This window comes from Algoriphagus halophilus, assembly GCF_041729275.1.
GTDB lineage: Bacteria > Bacteroidota > Bacteroidia > Cytophagales > Cyclobacteriaceae > Algoriphagus > Algoriphagus halophilus_A.
In genome coordinates, this window is record NZ_CP146486.1 from 557,676 (window position 1) to 581,055 (window position 23,380).

Annotated in this window: 20 protein-coding genes and 4 pseudogenes; 11 read left to right on the plus strand and 13 right to left on the minus strand. The window is 39.3% G+C overall.

Annotation, left to right across the window (positions count from 1 at the left end):
- Positions 1–27: 27 nt before the first annotated feature.
- From V8V91_RS02990 to V8V91_RS03010, 5 genes and pseudogenes are all read left to right on the plus strand, one after another.
- Positions 28–2,398, plus strand: a pseudogene (locus V8V91_RS02990) (prolyl oligopeptidase family serine peptidase).
- 124 nt (positions 2,399–2,522) lie between these two features.
- The gene (ggt, locus tag V8V91_RS02995; RefSeq protein WP_373398685.1) at positions 2,523–4,112 is read left to right on the plus strand and encodes a gamma-glutamyltransferase; all 1,590 of its coding nucleotides are present in this window, start codon (positions 2,523–2,525) and stop codon (positions 4,110–4,112) included.
- Positions 4,113–4,287: 175 nt separating this feature from the next.
- Positions 4,288–5,499 carry a tRNA 2-thiouridine(34) synthase MnmA gene (mnmA, locus tag V8V91_RS03000; protein ID WP_373398686.1) on the plus strand — a complete coding sequence of 404 codons (1,212 nt, stop codon included), beginning with the start codon at positions 4,288–4,290 and terminating at the stop codon, positions 5,497–5,499.
- Positions 5,500–5,561: 62 nt separating this feature from the next.
- Entirely contained in the window at positions 5,562–6,224 is a 663-nt protein-coding gene (locus V8V91_RS03005) for a pseudouridine synthase (RefSeq protein ID WP_373398687.1), read from the plus strand.
- A 99-nt stretch (positions 6,225–6,323) separates the two neighbouring features.
- On the plus strand, positions 6,324–7,799 hold the full coding sequence (locus V8V91_RS03010) for a M28 family peptidase (RefSeq protein ID WP_373398688.1): 1,476 nt from the start codon (positions 6,324–6,326) through the stop codon (positions 7,797–7,799).
- Positions 7,800–7,958: 159 nt separating this feature from the next.
- On the opposite strand, the gene V8V91_RS03015 is transcribed toward V8V91_RS03010, so the two are convergent.
- From V8V91_RS03015 to V8V91_RS03030, 4 genes and pseudogenes are all read right to left on the minus strand, one after another.
- Positions 7,959–9,245 carry a NupC/NupG family nucleoside CNT transporter gene (locus V8V91_RS03015; protein WP_373398689.1) on the minus strand — a complete coding sequence of 429 codons (1,287 nt, stop codon included), beginning with the start codon at positions 9,243–9,245 and terminating at the stop codon, positions 7,959–7,961.
- 83 nt (positions 9,246–9,328) lie between these two features.
- A pseudogene (locus tag V8V91_RS03020) lies at positions 9,329–9,924 on the minus strand (bifunctional nuclease domain-containing protein).
- A gap of 5 nt (positions 9,925–9,929) precedes the next feature.
- A pseudogene (locus V8V91_RS03025) lies at positions 9,930–10,896 on the minus strand (electron transfer flavoprotein subunit alpha/FixB family protein).
- 35 nt (positions 10,897–10,931) lie between these two features.
- Positions 10,932–11,669, minus strand: a complete 738-nt coding sequence (locus V8V91_RS03030) for an electron transfer flavoprotein beta subunit/FixA family protein (protein ID WP_373398690.1) — start codon at positions 11,667–11,669, stop codon at positions 10,932–10,934.
- A 74-nt stretch (positions 11,670–11,743) separates the two neighbouring features.
- Between V8V91_RS03030 and V8V91_RS03035 the strand changes: the two genes are divergently transcribed.
- The gene (locus V8V91_RS03035; RefSeq protein WP_373398691.1) at positions 11,744–12,076 is read left to right on the plus strand and encodes a tetratricopeptide repeat protein; all 333 of its coding nucleotides are present in this window, start codon (positions 11,744–11,746) and stop codon (positions 12,074–12,076) included.
- Positions 12,077–12,398: 322 nt separating this feature from the next.
- Positions 12,399–12,710, plus strand: a complete 312-nt coding sequence (locus V8V91_RS03040) for a hypothetical protein (RefSeq protein WP_373398692.1) — start codon at positions 12,399–12,401, stop codon at positions 12,708–12,710.
- Here V8V91_RS03040 and V8V91_RS03045 read toward each other — a convergent pair.
- The 3 genes and pseudogenes from V8V91_RS03045 to dnaB form a co-directional block, all read right to left on the minus strand.
- Positions 12,707–13,258: a zinc-binding alcohol dehydrogenase family protein gene (locus tag V8V91_RS03045; protein WP_373400605.1), complete on the minus strand. Its 552-nt coding sequence runs from the start codon at positions 13,256–13,258 to the stop codon at positions 12,707–12,709. The genes V8V91_RS03040 and V8V91_RS03045 overlap by 4 nt on opposite strands.
- Positions 13,192–13,704 carry a zinc-binding alcohol dehydrogenase family protein gene (locus V8V91_RS03050; RefSeq protein WP_373398693.1) on the minus strand — a complete coding sequence of 171 codons (513 nt, stop codon included), beginning with the start codon at positions 13,702–13,704 and terminating at the stop codon, positions 13,192–13,194. The genes V8V91_RS03045 and V8V91_RS03050 overlap by 67 nt, the downstream gene beginning before the upstream one ends.
- A gap of 8 nt (positions 13,705–13,712) precedes the next feature.
- Positions 13,713–15,290: pseudogene (gene dnaB / locus V8V91_RS03055) on the minus strand (replicative DNA helicase).
- Positions 15,291–15,582: 292 nt separating this feature from the next.
- Here dnaB and V8V91_RS03060 point away from each other — a divergent pair.
- On the plus strand, positions 15,583–16,707 hold the full coding sequence (locus tag V8V91_RS03060; RefSeq protein WP_373398694.1) for a hypothetical protein: 1,125 nt from the start codon (positions 15,583–15,585) through the stop codon (positions 16,705–16,707).
- Positions 16,708–16,767: 60 nt separating this feature from the next.
- On the opposite strand, the gene V8V91_RS03065 is transcribed toward V8V91_RS03060, so the two are convergent.
- The 3 genes from V8V91_RS03065 to V8V91_RS03075 are packed head-to-tail and all read right to left on the minus strand — an operon-like array spanning position 16,768 to position 18,111.
- Positions 16,768–17,067: a DUF2927 domain-containing protein gene (locus tag V8V91_RS03065; RefSeq protein ID WP_373398695.1), complete on the minus strand. Its 300-nt coding sequence runs from the start codon at positions 17,065–17,067 to the stop codon at positions 16,768–16,770.
- Positions 17,068–17,122: 55 nt separating this feature from the next.
- Positions 17,123–17,425, minus strand: coding sequence for a DUF2927 domain-containing protein (locus V8V91_RS03070; RefSeq protein WP_373398696.1), 303 nt, complete (start codon positions 17,423–17,425; stop codon positions 17,123–17,125).
- A complete protein-coding gene (locus tag V8V91_RS03075) occupies positions 17,422–18,111 on the minus strand; it encodes a lycopene cyclase domain-containing protein (RefSeq protein ID WP_373398697.1) in 690 nt (229 codons plus the stop codon). Before V8V91_RS03075 ends, V8V91_RS03070 begins: the two co-directional genes overlap by 4 nt.
- A 139-nt stretch (positions 18,112–18,250) precedes the next feature.
- Here V8V91_RS03075 and murC point away from each other — a divergent pair, with 139 nt between their 5' ends.
- Both murC and V8V91_RS03085 read left to right on the plus strand, forming a co-directional pair.
- Positions 18,251–19,606 (plus strand): UDP-N-acetylmuramate--L-alanine ligase, encoded by a 1,356-nt coding sequence (murC, locus tag V8V91_RS03080; RefSeq protein WP_373398698.1) that lies wholly within the window; start codon positions 18,251–18,253, stop codon positions 19,604–19,606.
- A 59-nt stretch (positions 19,607–19,665) separates the two neighbouring features.
- Complete coding sequence (locus V8V91_RS03085) at positions 19,666–20,472, plus strand: exonuclease domain-containing protein (RefSeq protein ID WP_373398699.1); 807 nt, start codon at positions 19,666–19,668, stop codon at positions 20,470–20,472.
- A 36-nt stretch (positions 20,473–20,508) separates the two neighbouring features.
- On the opposite strand, the gene V8V91_RS03090 is transcribed toward V8V91_RS03085, so the two are convergent.
- The gene (locus V8V91_RS03090; protein ID WP_373398700.1) at positions 20,509–21,300 is read right to left on the minus strand and encodes a M48 family metallopeptidase; all 792 of its coding nucleotides are present in this window, start codon (positions 21,298–21,300) and stop codon (positions 20,509–20,511) included.
- 93 nt (positions 21,301–21,393) lie between these two features.
- Here V8V91_RS03090 and V8V91_RS03095 point away from each other — a divergent pair, with 93 nt between their 5' ends.
- The gene (locus tag V8V91_RS03095) at positions 21,394–21,900 is read left to right on the plus strand and encodes a DUF4442 domain-containing protein (protein ID WP_373398701.1); all 507 of its coding nucleotides are present in this window, start codon (positions 21,394–21,396) and stop codon (positions 21,898–21,900) included.
- On the opposite strand, the gene V8V91_RS03100 is transcribed toward V8V91_RS03095, so the two are convergent.
- Together V8V91_RS03100 and V8V91_RS03105 are read right to left on the minus strand one after the other, a co-directional pair.
- Positions 21,897–22,628: a hypothetical protein gene (locus tag V8V91_RS03100; RefSeq protein WP_373398702.1), complete on the minus strand. Its 732-nt coding sequence runs from the start codon at positions 22,626–22,628 to the stop codon at positions 21,897–21,899. The two genes, V8V91_RS03095 and V8V91_RS03100, sit on opposite strands and share 4 nt — an antisense overlap.
- Before the next feature lie 147 nt (positions 22,629–22,775).
- A complete protein-coding gene (locus V8V91_RS03105) occupies positions 22,776–23,360 on the minus strand; it encodes a DUF6503 family protein (protein ID WP_373398703.1) in 585 nt (194 codons plus the stop codon).
- Positions 23,361–23,380: the final 20 nt, after the last annotated feature.

Here is a 23,380-nt window from a genome sequence, read left to right on the forward strand (position 1 = left end):
ACTCATTCAACTAACTGATTCTTGACTATGCAGCGAAAACTCCTTTTTCTGCCATTGCTATTTATTGCCATTTTAGAACTTCATGCGCAAAGCAGTTTATCTGTGGAGTACATTATGAGGGATCCAAAATGGATGGGAACCTTCCCTTCTTCTGTTAGTTGGGACGACTCCAGTCAGCAAATTTACTTCAAATATAATGCTGAAAATGACCCTGCAGATTCCCTTTATAAAATCAACTTATCATCTCCTTCCCTCATCTCAAAAGTTCATTGGGATGAAGAAAAGTCCTTACAAAGGAGATTTTCCTCATTGAATCAAGACCATTCCAAAAGACTTTTCTTAGAGGATAATAAGATCATGATCGAAGATCTGAAGAAAGGAGAGAAAACAGCTGTTCTTGAATGGTTCCAAATTATTTCTAACCCAACGTATTTGGCTGATGAGAATTTAATCGCATTCAATTCTGAGGGGAATATTTTTGTTTTAAACCAGTCCACCGGTCAGGTTGAAAAAGTGACTAACATCAGTTCAGGATCCAAACCTTCTCCTAAAAACAACGGCGCAAAGGAAGAAGAACTGGATTTTCTAGAAAAAGATAACCTGGCATTATTGCAGGTGGTGAATGAAAGAAAAGAAAAGCAAAAAGAAAGTCGAGCTTACCGCGAATCAATTTCTAATGGGGATTCCGAGGAGTTCACCTATTATACCGAGGAAAAAACCCTGTGAATTTAACACTCTCCCCTGATGGCAACTATGCAACTTTTTCTTACTATGACAGAGGATCAGGAAAAAACACCGTCGTTCCAGACTATGTAGATGCTTCCGGATATACCACTGATTTGAATGCACGGTCCAAGGTAGGTACCACTCCTACCACTGTAGAAATTGGGATTTATGACTTAACAAGGGACACGGTTTATTTTATAGGGACCTCCAATCTTCCAGGAATTAAGGATTTACCGGATTATGTTCAGGATTATACTGAGAAAACATGGGAAGAAAAGGAACGAACAGTGATCCTTTCTCAGCCTTATTTTTCACATGACGGATCAAAAGCTGTGATCAATATCCGGTCTGCAGACAACAAAGACCGATGGATTTCCTTAATAGACCTTACCACCGGAGAATTAAAAACATTGGATAGACAGAGAGATGAGGCATGGATTGCCGGCCCAGGTATTGGCTGGTCATTTTCTGGAGGAACAATGGGATGGCTTCCAGATAATCAACACATCTATTTCCAGTCAGAAGAATCCGGGTATTCTCATCTATACCTACTTGATGTGGAATCAGGAGAGAAAACTGCCTTAACATCTGGTGCTTATGAGGTATTTGATCCATTTATCTCTAAGGACAAAAATCTTGGTACCTCACTACCTCCGAAGTAGATCCCGGAGAAAGACATTTTTATAGAATGCCTTTAATGGGTGGAAAAATGGAAAAGCTAACCTCCATGACAGGGAATAATGAGGTGACTCTTTCCCCAGATGAAAAGAAATTAGCTATCCTTTATTCCTATAGTAATAAGCCTACTGAATTATATGTTCAAGACAATAAAGTTGGGGCTAATCCCACCCAATTGACTTCTGGGCAATCGGATGAATTCAAAGCCTACAATTGGAGGGATCCTGAAATTATCCGATTTACTGCTGAAGATGGAGCACAAGTTCCTGCAAGATTGTATACTCCTGACCCTGCTAAAAAGAATGGGGCAGCGGTAATTTTCGTCCATGGGGCCGGTTATCTTCAAAACGTTCATAAATGGTGGAGCAGCTATTTCAGAGAATACATGTTCCATAATTTATTGACGGACCTAGGGTACACGGTGCTTGACATCGATTATAGAGCTAGTGCCGGCTATGGTAGGGATTGGAGAACAGGGATTTATAGACATATGGGAGGTAAAGATTTATCTGATCAAGTGGATGGCGCAAAATACCTGGTAGCTTCCCAAGGAGTAGATGCTGATAGAATCGGGATTTATGGTGGAAGTTATGGAGGGTTTATTACACTGATGGCACTATTTAATGCGCCTGATGTTTTCAAATCAGGAGCTGCCTTGAGATCTGTAACAGATTGGGCACATTACAATCATGGCTATACATCGAATATCCTAAATACGCCTGAAGAAGATCCGATAGCTTATAGAAGATCCGGTCCTATTTACTTTGCTGAAGGTTTAAAAGGAAATCTCTTGATGGCCCATGGCATGGTAGATGTCAATGTTCATTTCCAGGACGTAGTCAGACTTTCTCAGCGATTAATTGAATTGGGAAAAGATAACTGGGAAATGGCTATTTACCCTGTAGAGGATCATGGCTTTGTAGAGCCCAGCTCATGGACCGATGAATACAAACGCATTTTAAAATTGTTTAACACCACGCTTATAGAAAATTGATGAGTTTATTTTCTCGGGTCACTGGCGGAATACTGGCAGTGACTACTCTTTCTATTTCCATTTACTCCTGCGGAGAAAAAATAAGGCAGTCCAAGCCAAAAGAGGAACAATAGCAGAAAAGGCCATGGTCGTGTCTGCTCGTGAAGAAGCTTCACAGATAGGGTTGGATATCATCAAACATGGAGGAAATGCCTTTGATGCGATGATGGCCACTGAAATGGCATTGGCAGTGATCTATCCTTTTGCAGGGAATCTAGGAGGTGGTGGATTTATGGTATATCGAATGGCAGATGGATCCGTTGGTTCCCTGGATTACCGTGAAAAGGCCCCTTCTGCTGCTTTCGCAGACATGTATTTAGATGAGGAAGGAAATGTAATCCCCGGTTTGAGTACGAAAGGAGCAATGGCATCCGGAGTACCGGGCACCATCTCAGGAATATTCACCGCCCAGGAAAAATTTGGGAAACTTACTCCTCAAAAGGTATTGGCCCCAGTAATTGAACTAGCCGAAAAAGGCTATGTCACCACCCCCAATCAAGCAGCTAGGCTACAGAGATTACGGGAAACATTCATAGAGGTCAATGGACCTGATACGTATTTCGCAAAGGAGATCAAGGAAGGTGATACGCTTAAATTCCCCGTATTAGCTGAGACCTTAAAGCGGATTGCAAAAAACGGAAAAGAGGAATTCTATCAGGGGGAAACTGCCAAAATACTGGTAAGGCATTTACAGGAAATGGGCGGAATCATTTCAGAGCAGGATTTAGCGGATTACGAAGCAGCTTGGAGAGATCCAATCGTTTTTGATTACAAAGAGTTAAAGATCATCTCCATGGCCCCTCCAAGTTCTGGAGGCATCACCTTGGCACAGATTTTTGGAATGATTGAGCCTTACGACTTGAAAAATTTTGGCCACCACAGCCCAGCGCATATACAACTGCTGGTAGAAGCTGAAAGAAGGGCTTATGCAGATAGAAATTATTATTTAGGAGATCCTGATTTTGTCCATATCCCTAAAACAGAATTGATGTCAGCTGATTACCTCAAATCCAGAATGGAAAGCTTCACTTTTGAACAAGCCACCAAATCAGAGGACATTGCCGAAGGTAAAATTGCGTTTTCAGAAAGTATGGAAACTACCCATTATTCCATTATTGATTCGGAGGGAAATGCCGTTTCGGTGACTACGACTTTAAATGGTGCCTATGGTTCCAAAGTGTACATCGATGAATTAGGCTTCTTCATGAATAATGAAATGGACGATTTCAGTTCCAAGCCCGGAGTGCCTAATATGTTTGGATTAATTGGGGCTGAAGCAAATAGAATTCAACCTGGAAAACGAATGCTAAGCAGCATGACTCCTACGCTAGTAGAAAAAGGGGGCAAACTTTGGATGGTGGTCGGAACTCCGGGTGGATCTACCATTATCACCTCTGTACTTCAAACTATACTCAATGTTTATGAATTTGAGATGGGCATGCAAGAAGCGGTAGAATCAGCAAGGTTTCACCATCAATGGCTTCCTGATCGGGTTAGTTTTGAACCCAACTCCTTTGACTCCACCTTATTGAACCATTTGAAATCCAAAGGGTACATCATTTTAGAAAACAATAACCCCATCATCGGAAAAGTAGATGCTATTTTAGTGATGCCTGACGGAAAGTTAGAAGGTGGCGCAGACCCAAGAGGGGATGACAAGGCATTGGGTTTTTAAAAGAATTCTTCACGAATAGAAAGGGAAAATGGAGTGCTCTCAACGAGAGGAAAACATTTTCCCTTTTTCATTTTTCAAATTTGTAACTTTGCCCCAGAGAACTAATTCCAAGCCTTTGGAGTTCTTAACTCATCTGTAACCTAATGGACCTTGAATCCATTAATTATTACAACCCATGAAGACAAAACCTAGAGTAGTTGTTGGCCTTTCCGGAGGTGTCGACAGTTCCGTAGCCGCCCATCTTTTAATTGAACAAGGCTATGAAGTCATCGGAATGTTTATGAAAAACTGGCACGATGAATCCGTTACCATTTCCAATGAATGCCCTTGGATGGAAGATTCCACCGATGCCATGCTGGTCGCTGAAAAATTAGGAATCCCCTTCCAGGCAATTGACCTGAGTGAGGAATACCGAGAGCGAATTGTGGATTACATGTTTGGAGAATACGAAGCGGGACGTACTCCCAACCCGGACATTCTCTGCAATAGAGAAATCAAATTTGATATTTTCCTGAAAGCTGCACAAAAGTTGAAAGCTGATTTTGTGGCTACAGGGCATTATTGTCAAAAAGGAGAAATAGAGGTAAATGGAAAACCTGTTTCTCAATTGTTGGCTGGGGCCGATCCAAATAAAGATCAAAGTTATTTCCTATGCCAACTCAATCAGGAGCAATTGAGTAAAGCACTTTTTCCAATTGGACATTTACAAAAGCCTGAGGTAAGAAAAATCGCCAAAGAATTGGACTTGATCACAGCCGATAAAAAGGATTCCCAAGGGCTTTGCTTTATAGGAAAAGTGAGATTGCCGGATTTCTTGCAGCAACAATTAAAACCCAAAAAAGGGAAGATCATTCAAATCCCTGAAGATTTACCCGTCTACCAAACTCAGCAAATCCCTGCGGGTGTTCCTGCTGAAGATTGGGACCAGGAAACCTTAGATGCTATTTCTTTGCCAATCCATTATGCTGCAGCACAAGGAAAGGTATTGGGGGAACATAATGGAGCACATTATTTTACTGTCGGACAAAGAAAAGGCCTACATGTAGGTGGAACCGGGAAACCTTTATTTGTCATTGCTACAGATACAAAAGAAAACATTATTTACACGGGACTCGGTGAAACCCATCCTGGCTTATTGAAGAATGGGTTATTTGTCAAAGCGGACCAAATCCATTGGATCCGGGAAGACCTGGAACTTGCCATCGGAGAAAGTGCCCGATATAAAGCTAGAATTCGCTACCGTCAACCCTTGACATGGGCAACCTTAGTTCGAAAGGAAAATGGACTCTATGTCATTTTCGATGAACCACAAAAAGGCGTTGCCTCAGGGCAGTTTGTAGCCTGGTATAATGAGGAAGAATCGATAGGGTCCGGAACCATATTTTAATGAGAGTATAGTATTTAGGAGTCAGCTTGAAGCTGGCTCTTCTTCCTTTCCCTCCTTTCCCTATGATTTTAAAAATACTTTTTGAAGATGAACACTTGATCGCCATCAATAAACCTTCTGGTTTACTGGTTCATAGAACTGCCATCGCTGCTCATGAAACTGTCTTCGCTTTACAGTTATTACGGGATCAGATTGGCCAACATGTACACCCTGTTCATAGACTGGACAGACCCACCAGTGGCATCTTGCTATTTGCTAAAAGTGAAGCGATTCTCCCCTCTTTAAAACTACTTTTTTCAGAAAGGTCCATAGACAAAAAGTACCTGACCATGGTAAGAGGAATTCCTGAAATACAGGTAGGATCCATAGACCATCCCCTAAAAAGTGAACGTTCTGGAAGGTTACAAGAAGCCCGGACTTCCTTTAGAGTATTGGCGACCTCTGAAATGCCATTTAATAGTACAGGAAGATACCCCACCAGTAGATACAGTTTGTTGGAGGTTGAACCGGAAACAGGAAGAACCCACCAAATACGAAGGCATATGGCACATATTCGCCATTATATCTTAGGCGATAAAAAGCACGGCGACAACAAGCAAAATATCTTTTTAGAAAAGCAATTTGGGGTTAAAAACCTGATGCTTCATGCCCAATACCTATCATTTATACATCCTAAAACTTCAGAAAAAGTAGAATTATCCTGTACTCCTCCCCTCACTTTTTAAAACTTCTACAAGAATTGGAGTTGGATACTATCCAATATCAGTACTAATTGAATTCATTTGGGGAATTTCAGTTACTTTAGAAGAGTAAAAATAAACCCCATGAGAAAATTACTAGGAACTTTCACCCTCCTTATCGCAATTTCCACCATTGCCTTTTCCCAGGTTGAGGACATTAATCAAAAATTTAATAGGGAGGATGCAATCTCTCACTTTCGCTATTTGGCTTCTGATGAGCTAAAAGGAAGAGATCCATTACGGCCAGAGATAGAGCTAGCCGCCAATTACATCGCGAAAGAATTTGAAAAATATGGTGCCAAAGAATTGCCAGGGGCGACTGGTTATTTTCAAATCATCCCATTTATGATGTCCAGTCCACCTAAGACTGGCGAAATTGTCATTTCTGGGGAGCGGTTCACACAAGGAGAAACCTTATTGGTTCTCAGCGGAAATGACCTGGAAGGATCGTATGAACTTGTGGATGTAGGCTATGGGATGGAAGAAGATTATGAAGGATTGGATGTAGCTGGTAAGATTGCCGTAACCAGTGTGGGAGCACCTGACCAAATGAGTCCCGGAGCCTTATTTTCATTAGGTGCTCAAAAGGCAAAAATTGCCCAAGAAAATGGTGCAGTTGGTATAGTAGAAATGTTTAACATTCCTTCCGTTCCATGGCAATTAGTATCCCGGTATTTGAATAGGACCCAATTAAGCATTAATCAGGGAGAGGCTAATGAACTTCCCTACATCTGGATCAAGGATCCAAAAAACAAGATCAAGTCCGACATGGCTAAAGGTAAGGCAGAAGAGGCAAGGTTTATGATCGAAAAAAAGATCAATAAACCTGTAGAGGGTAAGAATGTTGTAGCCTGGATTGAAGGAACAGATCCTCAACTTAAAAATGAATTTGTATTGCTTTCAGCTCATTATGATCATGTGGGAGTGGGAGAAGCAGATGCAAATGGAGATTCCATATTTAATGGTGCCAGAGACAATGCGGTAGGAACAGTAGCAGTAATCAATGCAGCTCGTTATTTTGCAGAAAACCCACCAAAAAGATCGATTCTATTGGCTGCTTGGACCGCAGAAGAAAAAGGCCTTTTAGGAAGTGCCTACTTTGCCTCCCACCCCCTAGTCCCCATCAAAGACATTGTCTTTAATCTAAACATTGATAATGCTGGATATAACAATACCTCTATCATCACTGTGATAGGTTTAGGTAGAACCTCAGGAGATCAATTAATTACAGATGCAGCCAATGAAGTGGGGTTAAAAGCGATTTCAGATCCATCTCCTGAACAAGGGCTTTATGACAGGTCCGATAATGTGAATTTTGCAAAATTAGGAGTTCCTTCCCCTACATTCAGCTTAGGCTTTACCGCTTTTGATGACGATATCAATCAATATTATCATAAGCAAGCGGATGATGTAGAGTCCTTCGATTTGGATTATGCCGTAAACTATTGGAAAGCCTATATCCTCTCTGCTCAAAAAATTGCCAACATGAACGAGAAACCATTTTGGTTTGAGGGAGATAAATATGAACAAGTTGGAAAAGAACTTTATGGTATAAATTAGCAGTCATTTCTTTCCATTAAAAAGCCCTTCGAAAGGTATTCGAAGGGCTTTTATTTTTATTTTTTTCAATTGATTCGGCTTTCTCTCATCCATATACTTCCTCTCCAGCCAATTCATTAACCCAAGTAGACCCAACTTATAAAAGACAGCATGTATTGATCACCCAAATAGCATCCCTGCAATAGTAGCAGTCATCAAACAGGCCAAGGATGCTGCTAAAAGAGATCGTAGTCCTAAACGGCTCAAGTTCCCTTGTTGATTGGGAGCGATAATACTGATCCCTCCCAATTGAATGGCAATGGAACTGAAATTTGAAAACCCACATAATGCATAGGTTGCTATGACAATGGATTTGGGATTTAATGAACCTATTTCTTTCATTTCTGACAAGCTTAGGTAGGCTACAAATTCATTGATCACTGTTTTCTGACCTAAAAGGCTACCTACTTGCAGGCTATCCACCCAATCCACACCAATTACCCAGGCAAAAACCCGGAAGACCTGACCAAAAAGGTATTCTAAGGAAAAGCCCTGAAACTGTCCCCCTGTGCTTGAAGCTACGAATGAATTCAGTCCTGTATATTCTCCTATCAGTCCACTCAATAAATAGTTAATTGCTGCAATCACTGCTATAAAAGCCAGTAACATCGCCCCAACATTAAGTGCTAGCTTCAAACCTTCCGAAGCGCCAATGGACATGGCATCTATTAAATTAACCCCCATAGCTTCTTCGTTGACTTCCAATTTATCCTGTTTGGTTTCTTTTTCCACTTCAGGAACAAACATTTTGGACATCACGATGGCTGCAGGTGCGTTCATGATACTTGCCCCTAACAGATAGGCAGCAAACTTACTTTGCTCTTCTAAACTATCTCCTCCTAAAAACGCTACATACCCAGCCAGAACACCTCCTGCAATAGTAGCCATTCCACCTGTCATCAAACACATCAGTTCAGATTTACTCATTTGTGGGATAAAAGGACGTACAAGCAATGGAGCTTCCGTTTGTCCCAGGAAAATATTTCCAGCTGCAGAAAGGCTTTCAGGACCTGATAGTCTCATGGTTCTTGCCATCACCCAAGCGATCCCAAAAACGACCTTTTGTAGGATTCCTAAATAGTATAAACCAGCAGATACGGTTGAAAAGAAAATAATGGTCGGCAATACCTGAAAGGCAAATATAAACCCATAACTGTCGCCTGCTAAGTCTCCAAATATAAAGGCGGCTCCATCTCTGCTAAAACTCAAAAATTTGACAAATGCTTCACTTAACACAGCAAAACCCTGAGCTACAATAGGAACCTTTGTAATTAAAAAACCAAAAACCAGCTGTAAGACGATGCCTATTCCTACCAATCTCCAATCAATTTTTCTTCTTTCATTTGAGAAAAGAAATGCAATCAAAACTATAACTGAAAGTCCTAAGACACCTCTTAAGTAATCCATGAATTGATATTAAATGAGAAAAGCTAAAAATAGCCAAGTAGTCGTCAATAAAAAAGCCTGAATTACTTCAGGCCTTGAAAGATTTAGTTTCTTTTGTTTATTTCATCCCTTATTCGGGCAGCTTTTTCATAATCTTCATTATTGATGGCTTTATCTAGCATCTGGTTCAATTTGTCCAAGCTAAAGTCTTTCAAAGAGCTTTCCTTTTGGAACTCACTTTTTGAGAAGTTGACTTCGAAGAAGCTTTCTCTTCCTTCTTCTCCTCCTCAGAAAATTCTATGGAGGCCTCAGACATCACTTTTTCTGAACAAAAAACTGGAGAATCAAATCTTACCGCAATTGCAATCGCATCTGAAGGTCTGGAATCAATTTCTATTTCTGAAGATTCATTATGACAATGGATCTTTGCATAGAATACTCCTTCCTTCATATCTGAAATGACAATTTTATCAATTTCATAATTGAAGCTATTGGCGAATGACTTGAACAAATCATGAGTCATGGGTCGATTTGGAATGATCTTTTCGATTTCAATTGCAATTGCCTGAGCTTCAAACATTCCAATGACTATCGGTAATCTTCTACTTCCTTCAACCTCTCCCATTACCAAAGTAAAAGACCCTGATTGAGAATGGTTTGACGATAAACCTAAAATTTCCAGTTCTACTAGTTTTTCCACAAAAATTATAATTCAGCTTTTAATGCTTCAGTAAGTTTTGGTACCACTTCAAATGCATCCCCAACAATTCCATAGTCAGCTGCTTTAAAGAATGGAGCTTCAGGATCTTTGTTAATAACCACAATGCATTTGGATGAATTAACTCCTGCAAGATGTTGAATAGCTCCTGAAATTCCTATTGCTATATACAAACTAGGAGCTACTTTTACCCCTGTTTGGCCCACGTGTTCATGATGTGGTCTCCATCCAATATCGGAAACAGGCTTGGAACAACCAGTAGCAGCACCTAAGGTTTTTGCTAAATCTTCCAACATTCCCCAATTTTCAGGTCCCTTCATTCCTCTACCGCCAGAAACAACTATATCTGCTTCAGGCAATAATACTTCACCTGTAGCTCTTTCAGTAGAAGTGATTTTTGAAGCAAAATCTGAATCAGAAAGTGATACTTCAAAAGGTTCTACTGTTGCTTGAGCTCCATCTGTTTTAAGATCAACAGAATTTTTCTTGATCGCAAGAATTTTATTCTCTGTTTTTAATTCAGTTTCTGCAAATGCCTTTCCTGTGAAAATACTTCTCTTCACCACATACCCCTGATCCGTGGATGGTAAAGAAACCACATTTGATACCAGGCCTGCATCCAATTTGATAGCTAACCTAGCCGCAACCGCATCACCTAAAGAAGATTTGGCTAATATTAACGTCTTCGCACTCACAGAATTGAACGCCTGGGCGATGGCAGAAGCATGAGCCTGAATGACACCAGCATCAAGTTTTGAGTCCGAAGCATGAAGTACTTTGGAAGCACCTGCTGTTCCGATACCAGCTAATTCATCATCTGAAATGGTACCTAAAGCAATTGCCACAACATCCCCTTCACCAGTTTTAGCTGCAAGAGCCTCTGCAAATGAAACTGCCTCCAAACTCGTTTTTTACTTTCCCTTCTGCCTGTTCTATATATACTAAAATTGACATAAATTCTTGATTTATAAATGATTAATGATAATTAATTAAAGCACTTTTGCTTCATTCTTGAGGAGTTTAACCAACTCTCCCACATTATCCTTATCGATTAATTTTACAGCTCCTTTGGCAGGAGGAAGTTCATAAGTAGTCGCTTCAGCTTGTGTGGCCACATCTACAGCATCCACTACATTCAATGGCTTTGTTCTAGCGGACATAATTCCTCTCATATTAGGAATTTTCCATTCAGCAATGGGCTCTTGGCATCCAGCAATCAGTGGAAGACTTGCTTCCAACGTCTCTTTTCCACCCTCAATTTCTCTAGCCATGGTCACCGAATTCCCATCCAGATCTAACTTCATAACCGGAGAGAAGGAAGGCATACCTAATAGTTCACCCACCATACCGTGGACCATTCCCCCATTAAAATCTATGGATTCTCTACCCATTAAAATGAGGTCATAATTTCCTTCAGCAGCATAATGCGCTATTTGTTTGGCTACGTAAAAGGAATCTTTGGGAGGAGTATTCACACGAATCGCTTCATCTGCACCGATTGCCAGAGCTTTTCTTAAAGTAGGCTCCGTTTCGGCTTCTCCAACATTTAGTACTGTAAGTTTACCTCCAGTTTGATCTCGCAATTCAACAGCTCTTGCCAAAGCATAGTCATCATAAGGACCTATGATAAATTGTACTCCTGTAGTATCAAATTTTGTATTATCGGCAGTAAACTGAATCTTAGAGGTCGTATCTGGAACATGTGTGATACAAACAAGAATCTTCATTGGTTTAGAATTAGATTATTTTCGATTTATTTCGTGTGAAATTAACAGTCTACAGCTAATTAAAAAAACAAATCATGGGCAATTTAGATCGGGTGGAGTTATTGAAAGAGTACGCCAAGGAGGAACCGGAAAACCCGTTCAACTGGTATGCGCTTGCGATGGAATACCTTTCTATTAATCCAAATGAATCGGAAAAGTACTTTAATAAACTTTTAAGTTCCTTTGAAGCCTATTTACCAACGTATTACACGGCAGCTTCCTTTTTCTCAGAACAGCAGAATCTTGAAAAGGCCAAGGAAACTTTCGAAAAAGGAATAACACTGGCACAGGAAAAGCAAGAATTTAAAACCCTGCAAGAATTAAGGAATGCATATCAAAATTTTCTATTCGAAAATGACTTGGATTAACCTTAATCTCCAAGTCCTGTTTAAATAATGGCACTTCTTCAAGCCTATTTGATTATTTTATCTTTTCCGGAGTTGAAATTCTTATCCTATATTTTTAAAGCCAAATGATTAAATTCAGACTGTAAAGTTTTTAATCAAACGATTTTCACCATGATCACACAACAGGATATGCTCCATTTTTTTACCCATCATTGAAAGTGATGGGAAGAGTTTTAAAAAGAAAACATTAATCAAAGCGAAAAAGGCAGTTCCTGGCACATTAATCATTACAAGAACCAATGACGGTGACGAAACCAAAAATACGGCAGAACAAGGAGATTGGTTGGTAGAAAATCAAACCTCTTCTTCTGAGCAGTATTTGATCAAACCCAAGGTTTTTGAAAAAAAGTACAGCTTTATTCAATCTTTGGAAAATGGTTGGGGATGCTATCAACCCAAAGGCACCATTTTGGCAATAAAAATAACTCCAGATCATCTTTCCAAATTGGGTGGTACGGACATCATGAAATTTGAAGCCCCTTGGAAGGAGTTGACTGTTTTAAGGGTAGGAGATTATTTGGTTACCCCTCCGGAAAAAGATGAAATCTATAGGATTGCTCAAAAGGAATTTGGAGAAACCTATGAAGAAAACTAAGGAGTTAAAACGATTTTCCCCATTTGCCCTCCTACCTTCATCCTATCAAATGCCTGAATAGCTTCCTGAAACGAGAATACCTGATCAATAATGGGTTTGATTTTATTTTCCTTAATAAATTGAACCATATTTTCGAAATCCTGATCAGACCCCATCGTAGTGCCTATCAGTTTAAGTTGGTTCCAGAAAATCTTTCTTGCAGTAAGTTCAGAGGGATTTCCTTTGGTAGCTCCATAAAAAACTATCTTCCCTCCCGGCTTGGCAACATCGATCAGGTGATTTAATGTATCTCCTGCAGCACTATCAATAATCAAATCGAAACCTCCAGAGGATGCCAATGCTTTTTCAGTCCAATTATCCTCGGTATAATTAAAAACATCTTTTGCTCCTAACTCTTTGGCTAGATCCAGTTTATTTTCTTTGCTACTACTGGCATATACCTTTGTTCCGGCTTTTAGCGCAAACTGAAATGCAAACTGAGCTACTCCCCTCCAAAACCGGTTATAAGGACTGAATCTCCTTTTTTCAATTGCCCCTGGTAAAATAATGCCCTATATGCGGTAAGACCTGCCAATGGCAATGCTGCTGCTTCCTCAAAACTTAAATGCTCTGGCTTTAATTTTATTCGATCAGCGGGTACGATGACCTGCTCTGATAAAGTCCCATTTCTAGGCATTCCCAGAATTTCAAAATTCTTGGATTGAACTTCTTGCCGATCTCCCCAATTAATTGCAGGATTGATAATTACTTCTTTTCCAACCAGATTAAGGTTAACACTATCCCCTACTTCCAATACAATCCCTGCTCCATCTGAACCCAATACAATACCATCTTGGATATTGGGATAGAGCCCCTTTCTGCACCATTCATCCCGATGGTTCAACGCAGCTGCTTTAATGCCTACTTTCACTTCTCCTGATTCACAGGGCCTGTCTTGAACGTCAGTCAACAACAGTTTTCCCAATGTTTTACTATTCAGTGTAATTGCTTTCATGGCATCTTTTAAAAATCGATTGGAGAATTTGGTCGGTTCAATAGATCATCCGTATCATCAAAATCATTGTTCGCTTTACTTTGCATTTTGATGGTTTGTCCTGCATCAAAAGAAGAAACACCAGATGATTCTTTCGAGAAATTCGATGCATAAACGGGTTGATTCATGGCTGGAGCACCTCCAAAATAATCCAAATCCTGGAATTTGGTATATCTGCCAATGAACCTGAGCCTCACTGTATCCAAGGAACCATTTCTATGTTTTGCGATAATGACTTCCCTACCCCTTGAGTGGAGTTATGGTCCTCATCTTCGGTAATTCCATAATACTCTGGCCTATATAAGAACATTACCATATCCGCATCTTGCTCAATCGCTCCAGATTCCCTCAAATCTGAAAGTTGAGGTCTTTTATCTCCTCCACGAGTCTCTACCGCTCTTGACAACTGAGACAAAGCGATTACAGGCACACTTAACTCCTTGGCAATTTTTTCAATGCCCTTGAAATACTGGCAATTTCCTGTTCACGGTTACCTCCGCCTCCACTTTTTGAATCTCCAGACATCAGCTGTAAATAATCAATCACAATCATTTGAATATCATGCTGGGCTTTCAATTTTCTACACTTGGCACGAAGCTCCAAAATTGATAAGGCAGGCGTATCATCCACAAAAAGAGGCGCTTTGGATAATTTGGCCGTTTTATGCACTAATTGAGCCCATTCATGCTCTTCCAATGAACCCTTTTTAATTTTCTCTGAATCCAATTCCGCTTCCGAACTGATCAAACGATTCACCAACTGAACAGAGGACATTTCAAGTGAGAAAATTGCAACTGGCCTATTATGGTCTACTGCGGCATTTCTTAATACCGAAAGTACAAATGCGGTTTTCCCCATGGCTGGACGGGCAGCAATAATTACCAAATCAGATTTTTGCCAACCTGAGGTAACTCGGTCCAAGGCAGTTAACCCTGATGGGACCCCTGTCAAACCATCTTTTTGATCTCTTCGTGATTCCAGTTCTGTGATTGCTTCCCGCATGATAGATTTCATGTCAGAATAATTCTTTCGAATATTCTTCTCTGAAATCTCAAAGAGGATTGCTCCATCTTATCCAACAACTCAAAAACATCCGTGGTATCCTCATAAGCATCTTTTTGGATCTCTGAAGAAATCTGAATCATCTCACGCTTGATGGATTGTTCGGTGATGATCCTGGCATGATATTCAATATTTGCCGCAGACGCTACTTTGGATGTTAGTTCTGTCACATAAAATGCTCCTCCAGCAATTTCCAAGGCACCATTCCTTCTTAGTTGATTGGTTACCGTAAGTAAATCAATGGGTTGGCTATCAGTGAACAAATCCAAGATTGCCTGGAAGATCACTTTATGGGCATCTTTATAAAAACTCTCCACCTTGAGAATATCGATTACATTCGTCAAGGCGTCCTTTTCGAGCATCAAAGCACCTAATACGGCTTCTTCAAGATCTACCGCTTGAGGAGGTACTTTTCCCAACATATTGGGAGCACTGGAATTTGGGTTTTTTCGGGAATATCTAGGGTTGGAACTTTTCTCAGTCATAATTACAAAGGTAGGGTCTTCTGACCATGAGTTTTAAACAAGTTTTACAAAACTTATCAACATGGACCCCAAATTCTAGAAACAGGGTCAATATATTTTCAAAGGTGCAAAACGATTTGCCATTCATCCTGAAAATCCATACGGAATCTAATATAAATCTGCCTCTTGCTAAATTAAATTTAAAGTTTAAAGTAATTAACTAAATTTAAAAGACATTTATGTATATATTTAATGCATTAATAATTATTTAAATGAAAAAATCAATTTTTCGGGAAAGATTGCTCTAGGAGCAGTGGCCCTTGGACTAATGTATGGTTGCCAAAATCTGGAAGAAGAGCAACCCTTGACCCAAAATGATTTGGGAGGCGGTGGATCAGACGAAGTTTTATCCTCAGTACTAGCTGTTGAGTATGATCTAGCTAACAACAATTATTATGCAGTTGGAGAAAGTGAATCCGGAGATTTAGATGTTTATTTTGGCAGTCAAGGTTCCGGCTGGACTAAACTCCAAGAAAACAGAGACATTGATAATCGCTATTCACCCTCGGAATTTAAAGGAATTGCATTTGGAGCAAATACTGGAAAATTCGGAAATAACATTGCTCTTGCCTATGGAAACCAAAACGGTGAGGGTACTTCAATTAATGGACGCCTATTTTCTGAAAAGCCCTATTTTGGAGATGGATCACCTAGGCAGATTGGTACATTAGTAGAGGTTTTAACCATAGAATATGATGCGGACAATGATAATTACATTGCTGTAGGAGTTGGTCCAGAAGGACAAATTGACGTTTATGTTGGCTATCACAATAACTGGAGCAAACTTCAAGAAAACCGGGACATTGATAATCGATTCAATCCAAGTCAATTTGTAGGAGTTGCCTTTGGTGGGCAAGGTGGTAATTTTGGAATAGGCATAGGCAATATTGAAAATTATACCATTGGATTTCGACAAACAGCTCCACGTGCCACTTCAATAAACTGTCGGGAATTTTACAATAAACCATATTTTGGAGATGGTAAGCCATCGGCTATAGAAGATGCAAATGGTAATTATTTACAAGAAGCTTATGCAGTACAGTACAATGCTTCAAGTGATAATTATGTAGTAGTTGGTTTAGGAATGAATGGTGATATCGATGTTTTTGTAGGAACTCACAAAAATTGGTCAAAATTAGCAGAAAACAGAGATATTGATAATCGGTATTCCCCATCAGAATTCGTGGATTTTTCCATTGGAGGAGAGGGTACGCTTCAATATGGAGTAGCAGTAGGAAATAAGATTTTAGATGTCAACCCAATAAATGGATCTTCCAATGTTGATTTGAGACAAAGAGGAACTGTAATTAATGCGAGGTTATTTTCTGGCAATCCCTATTTCGGTGACGGAGCACCTAGGGTTATTGGATTAGAGTAATCATTTCTAAAGATTAAATTCCCATCAATTTATAAACCTGGTCTTTACAATGGCCAGGTTTTATTTTGTCTGAAAGGAAAAAACAATAAACTCTTTATCTCTTTCAGAATATTCAGGAGTACATGTAAACTGCTGTAAGAAAATGCTTTCATCTTGAGTATCGATATCATTTACCATACCTAGAGCTTGAGTGAGTTCTTCCCGGATCAAGTGCTTGTAACAACCGGGACTCAATCCTGCTTTCGTATCAATCCAGCAGGAAGCATTAATTATTTCAAATGAATTTAATTCATATTCAATTGAAAAAAGTCCTCTGTTCGTTCCAATAAACTCTTCAGCAGAAGGATTATACTTTTGCACATAATCTTCACCATCTCCAAAAAGAAAATAAGATTTGCACCTTTTTGCTCTGTAATTAAACTCTTAAAAAAAAGCTTTCACTGTAAGAATTAAGCTCCTCAATTACTACCTCTAGTTCATTAATCAAATCCTGATCTGCACCACTTGGAACATAAATTTTTACATCTGTATTCCATTTTCTGATTCTATCTACACCATTTCCAAATTCTGAGCCGAAAACGATATCAAAAAAATCAGTTTGATCAGAATCAAGTATTGAAGAATCGAAATTTTCACAGGTAGGAAGGTCTGGAACCTCTTCATTGATACAAGAGGAAAAAAGAATGGCAATTATTAAAAATTTAATTAAGCTCTTCATGATTTGATATAATATACACCATTTCTGTATCCTCGAAACATGCTACACAGCATTGCCCAGGAAAAGTGCCATAGCATTTCTGAAAGGGGAATATTAAACACTTTAACACCTAATATTGGAGCATCTAGCATCCCATAAGTATCCCAAAAATGTGGGAACAATACGTTGAAATTGATGTAATAGATGAGTAGGGTGATTCCCAAAGTAGCAAAAGCCGAGATCAAGGATAATTCAATCAAATCTGGTCTTTGTATCCAAATATAAATTGAAAGGATGAAAAAGGTCAAAAATGTAACATACCCAGAATGAATTCCAAACCCAATACTAAAAACAGTCAAACTGGCACAGGCAATTAAAAACATGTAGAAGAATTCCCTGTTTTTGGCCTTGGTTTGCCTGGAATAATCGATTTCTTTCTTGGTAAATGAAGAATGTATATATCCACCTACACCAAAAAGAGCAAAACCAATGATATAATCCTCAATCCCTACAATCCCTTCCCCAAAAAGAGTGGGTGGTCTCCAATAATCCCGGAAATACCAGACTTCAGCCACGATTCCCATCAAACCGCCTACGGCTCCCACTTTTATCATTCCCTTTTTCCATGGGTTTTTCAAATAAACGATGACCCAAGCAATCATATACATGAGCGCAAGGCAGAGGTAGGCGTACTTATCTTCTAGCATAAAAAACTCAAATAGTGCCCGAAATTAATTAAAAAGAACCGCCCTCAAAAAATTGTTTCAATTAAGAATCGTTATGGTCTGAGCACCCGACTTTTATTTTTAAGTTTGAATAATAAATGAAAAACTGAAACCAACGTTTATGAAAAAATATCATTTCATTGCTATAGGAGGAGCGGTGATGCATAATCTCGCCCTGGCATTGGTAGAAAAGGGATACCAGGTCACTGGATCCGATGATGAAATTTATGAACCTTCCAAAACAAGGTTGCAACAAGCAGGTATCCATCCCGAGCAGTATGGTTGGTTTCCAAAAATAACAACCCCAGAATTAGACGGCATAATTTTAGGAATGCACGCCCGAATTGACAACCCCGAATTGATCAAAGCTCAGGAGTTGGGAATTCCAGTGTATTCATTTCCAGAATTCATTTTTAATCAAAGTAAAGAGAAAAAGCGCGTGGTCGTCGCAGGCTCCCATGGAAAAACCTCAATTACTTCCATCATACTCCATGTGTTGAAAGACCAAAAGGTAGATTTCGACTATTTAGTGGGAGCACAAATTGAAGGCTTTGACCTAATGGTACGGCTTTCGGATGCCCCTATCATTATTATTGAAGGGGATGAATATCTCACCTCGCCTTTGGATAGAACACCCAAGTTTTTCCATTACAAACACGATATCGTATTGGTCAGTGGCATAGCTTGGGATCATTTTAATGTCTTTCCTGATTTTGGGGAATACAAAGATCAGTTTAGCCAATTGATGGAAAAAACTCCAGAATCCGGAGAATTGATTTATTGCGACTCCGACCTCTTGGTCAAAGAGGCAGCCGAAAAAGTTGAAATCAAATCTTTGAAAACACCATATAAGGCTCATCCGGCCACCATTGAAGGAGGGAAAACCTTCTTAAAGACTGAAAATGACCTGATCCCTATTCAAATTTTCGGAGAACATAATCTTCAAAATCTACAGGGAGCAATGAATATTTGTTTGTCGCTGGGATTATCCAAAGAGCAATTTTATACCTCTATCCAGAGCTTCAAAGGAGCTGCAAAAAGGCAAGAACAAATTGCTGGAAATAAGCAATCCACGATGTTTAGGGATTTTGCCCATGCGCCTTCGAAATTAAAAGCTACCTCCAATGCTGTAAAGACTCAGTTTCCAGAAAGGACTTTAATCGCAGTACAAGAGCTTCATACTTACTCTTCCCTGAATAAGGATTTTCTTCCTAATTATGCCGGTTCCATGGATGCCGCTGATATAGCGGTAATTTACCTAAACCCCCACGCAGCTGCTTTAAAAAAGCTGGAATTAATGGATGAGGAAACCTTAAGAAAAGGCTTTGAGCGTGAAGATTTAAAGCTTTTTACAGATAGTAATCAGTTAAAAGAATTCTTATTGAGTCAGGATTATTCTAACACCAATTTACTACTCATGTCTTCAGGAAATTATGACAATATGGATTTAACTGAATTAAAAGCTAAATTCAATTAATGAAGATAGATTAATTGACCGCTTCAATTAAAAAGCGAGCATAAATAATTAAACATAAAATGAAATTAAATCTAAGAAACTCCATTGCATTTTTTGATTTGGAGGCAACAGGTACCAATATTTCCACCGATAGAATTGTGGAAATTTCCATTGTCAAATTAAACCCGGATGGAGGTCAGGAAATCTATACCAGAAGAGTAAACCCGGGAATTCCAATTCCATTGGAGGCCTCCTTAATTCACGGACTTTATGACAAGGATGTCAAGAATGAGCCTTCTTTTAAAGATATTTCGAAGGAAGTGCATCAGTTTATTGGTCAATCAGATTTATCAGGATTCAATGTATTGAAATACGATATTCCATTGTTGGTTGAAGAATTTCTAAGAGCAGGGATTGAATTTGATTTGGACAAAAGAAATCTACTGGATGCCCAGAAGATATTCCACTTGATGGAAAAGCGTAATTTGGCTGCTGCCTATAAATTCTACTGTGGCAAGACGTTGGAAAATGCCCATAGTGCTGAAGCAGACACCTTGGCCACCATGGACGTCTTCAAATCACAAGTGGAAAGATATGTCGGAGAAGAGGCAATTGACCTTCAAGGTAATAAGTTAGGGGTATTTGAAAACGACATGAAAAAAATCCATGATTTGGTGAACGAAAAAATGGTGGATTTAGCTGGAAGGTTCGTTTTCAATTCCCAAGGTGAAGAAGTCTTCAATTTTGGGAAACACAAGGGAAAACCCATTGAACAAGTGTTTAAAGAAGAACCAGGATATTATGACTGGATGATGAGAGGCGATTTTCCTCTAGATACCAAAAGAAAATTAACTCAGGTGAAACTGAGAGGATTTACAAACCGATAAAAAGTAAACCCGGAGTCTCCTCCGGGTTTACTTTTTTTATTTGTTATAATATTCCAATGCTTCAGGCATCCATTCATTCAACTTTTTAATTCGGTTGCTTGGATCCGGGTGGGTGGATAAAAATTCCGGTGGTGCCTCACCCCCACTTTGGGCTTGCATACGTTCCCAGAAAATGGGCGCTTCTCTTGGATCATATCCAGCGATTGCCATAAATGTCAAGCCTAGTTGATCTGCTTCCGTCTCATGCTTTCTGGAAAAACTCAACATTCCTAACTCACTTCCAATACCTACAGATTGTAGAAATATGGCTTGAGTCAAGGTTGGGTTTTGTCCAATCGCTGAAGAAAGTAGGCCTACTCCGAAATTGGCTACTAATCCGTTAGACATCCTTTCTCTGGAGTGTGCAGCTACAGCATGGGCAATTTCATGCCCCATAACTACTGCAATACCAGTTTCCGATTCAGTGATCGGCATGATCCCAGTATAAAATGCAACTTTTCCTCCAGGCATACACCAAGCATTGACCTGATCACTTTCTATCAGGTTAAACTCCCAGCTAAAATCATCTGCTAATTCTGCGTATCCTGAAGAACGTAAATATTCCTCTACCGCCTTCGCCATTCTGTTCCCCACTTTGAGCACTTTTTGCCCATCAGCAGTTGAGGTTACCACCTTATTTTCTTTCAAAACTTGGTCGTACTGCTCGTTTACTAATGGCTGAATTTCTTCGCTTGACACCAAAGCAAGCTGGGAACGACCTGTTAAAGGTACTTTTGCACAGGCATAGGTAATGAGCCCGATTCCAACTATTAATGCTATTTTTTTCATTTTGATGGTTGTTTTACACTTTCTATTTTCAAATAGAATACCAGAATCAATACTAAATATTTTTTGACTATTTTAAATAAAAATTTACACTTCATGAGTAATAAAAGCTCCACACTCAAGTTAAATGCTGCTGGTAAAGCCTATATAGGCAAAATGGGAAATCCGATTATTTTTTGGTGGGGAATGCTTTTAAAATTGCCCTCTGCAGTCTTTTGGAAGCTAAAAGTCAAAACCTTGACCTTAGAAAAATGCGAAGTAACCATTCCCTATTTTTGGAGAACTCAAAATCCCTTTAAATCCATCTATTTTGCGGCCCTTGCAGGAGCTGGTGAATTGAGCACTGGTCTTTTATGCCAACTTGCATTAGCTGGCAAAGGAAAGTTCAGTATGCTGGTGGTAGATTTTAAAGCAGAATACAGCAAAAAGGCAGACCAAAAAATCACATTTACCTGCGAACAAGGCTTAGAATTAAATCAATTGATTGAGCATTTAGAAGTCGGCCAAACTGACCAATTGTGCATGGTTACCAAAGGCAGAAATGAAGATGGTGACTTAGTAGCCCAATTTTTTATTACCTGGTCTTTCAAAAGAAAAAGTTAATTAGACCAATCTTTTTCCCACTCTATAAATTCTTTTAATCTGGCATAAACCCGTTCCCGAGACCAATCCAAAAACTCATGATGGGCATGCATTTGATTGAATTTTATAATCAAAGGGTCCCATTCTTCATTGGCCAAATTATAATCCTCTTTTAATCTAGTTTTGACAGAATCAGAATCGACTACTTGTAAGTATCCCTCTCGGCGTTTAAGGTATTCCAGCTTTTTAGCATATTCCCTCGCATTCCTGGATTTTTTGGTGAAATAGGAAATCGCGCCTCCAATAGCAATTCCTCCCTCGGGAGAATCCCGATATCCAGCTGTTACCTGACCTTTATTGGAAGGTGAAGGTTCTTCATTGGGATCCACCAAAACCAGTTTACCGTCTTTGAACCTAAAAGAATAAGGCTCTGCTTTCACCTCAAATGTGGGCAATAGTCTTGCTCTATCCTGAATTTGAACCTGTAAAAATCGTTCTGAAGACAATACCAGATGTTGTTCTATAAAGCCTGGGAAAGTAATTCTAAGGGTATCACCTACCTGTGCCTGAACGTTAAAATAACCTCTAACATTGGTAGAGTCACGATCTTCCTTACCTACTACTTCGACCAATACACCTTCCACATAGTTTTTATCATTGGCATCCAATACATTTCCCGAATAGGAAACTTGTGCCATAGCCACTTTTACGAGCAGCAATAAAAAACTTGTTACTAAAATGGATTTCATGTTGGCCCAAAGATATTTTAGATTGTGGAGCCATGAAAATGAATCCCGTTAATTAACCTAAAACGGGTTATTTTATTTCCTGAAGCATATCTACCCCTAGAAATTCCGGTTTCTCAGTTCTATACCAAGTTCGGTTGGCTGGAATTTTTATTCCTTTAAACTCCTTCTCCCCTTTAAATAGATTATTTCACCTACCTGATTGGGCTCATCCTTATAAAATTTATAGGCAGCCATTCTGTAAGTCTCAGGTTCAAAATAAAAGTACCATTGATCCTTTTCATAGGGTACTCTGGCAACCAAGTATTCTTTGCCCTCTATTTCTTCTTTTCGAATTTCCTTCTCGATAATAGTCCCTGGATCATTCAATTTCATTGGCAAACCCCATAGGTAAGTATAGTAATTCCTCATTCTCAAAGCTCGTTCTTCGGTGATTTCACCTGTTAAAATCTTGAGGGAGTCATTTATTACTTGATATTCTAAACCTTCAATGGAATAAGTCATCTTTGAATGAGAGTTATCCAAAGAAAACTCATAAACCCTTGAATCCCGACCTGGAGGCAAGCTGTCTTTCATATAAAAAGTGCCTTTTAAATCTTCCCAATTCCCATTAGGATCATGGTAGGCAATAGATTGTTGAATGAGCTCTTCACCAGTTGTTGGAACCCCTTTTTCACAAGAAAAAGTAATAGTTGACAGAGAAATGAAAAAAAGTGATTTTACGAGATTATTCATTGATGATTTTTTTAGCAATC